The sequence below is a fragment of the Bartonella florencae genome (genome assembly GCF_000312525.1).
Classification (GTDB): Bacteria; Pseudomonadota; Alphaproteobacteria; order Rhizobiales; family Rhizobiaceae; genus Bartonella; species Bartonella florencae.
Genome location: NZ_HE997517.1, coordinates 1 through 313, shown reverse-complemented (window position 1 = coordinate 313; position 313 = coordinate 1). Strand labels below are relative to the sequence as shown.

General features: G+C 40.9%; 1 pseudogene. It reads right to left on the bottom strand.

Features of this window, described 5'->3' with window-relative positions:
• Positions 1–201: pseudogene (locus tag BN202_RS09650) on the bottom strand (4Fe-4S dicluster domain-containing protein); the annotation flags it as partial.
• Positions 202–313 lie beyond the last annotated feature (112 nt).

Genomic DNA, 313 nt, shown 5'->3' with positions numbered 1-313 from the left:
AAATAGTATGGCAGCGATAAAGGCGGAAAGGATCCTCTCAAATTATCAAGGCGCTCTCCACACATCTCATCACGGGAGAAAGCCAATCCAACGATAAGCTTGCAGCAGAATTGCTGGTCCCAAAGTGCGATCACCATTCCACCAATAACTCGGACATGATGTTTGACAACAAGCGCATAAAACACATTTATGAAAACCGTCTATTTGGCAACAAAGAATAAAGGGAAATCCTATATCTCCTACATTACTCTTATGAACCGATTAACTTTTAAAGACGGCGTTCAACCATGAGCTTTTTTATTTCAGCAATTGC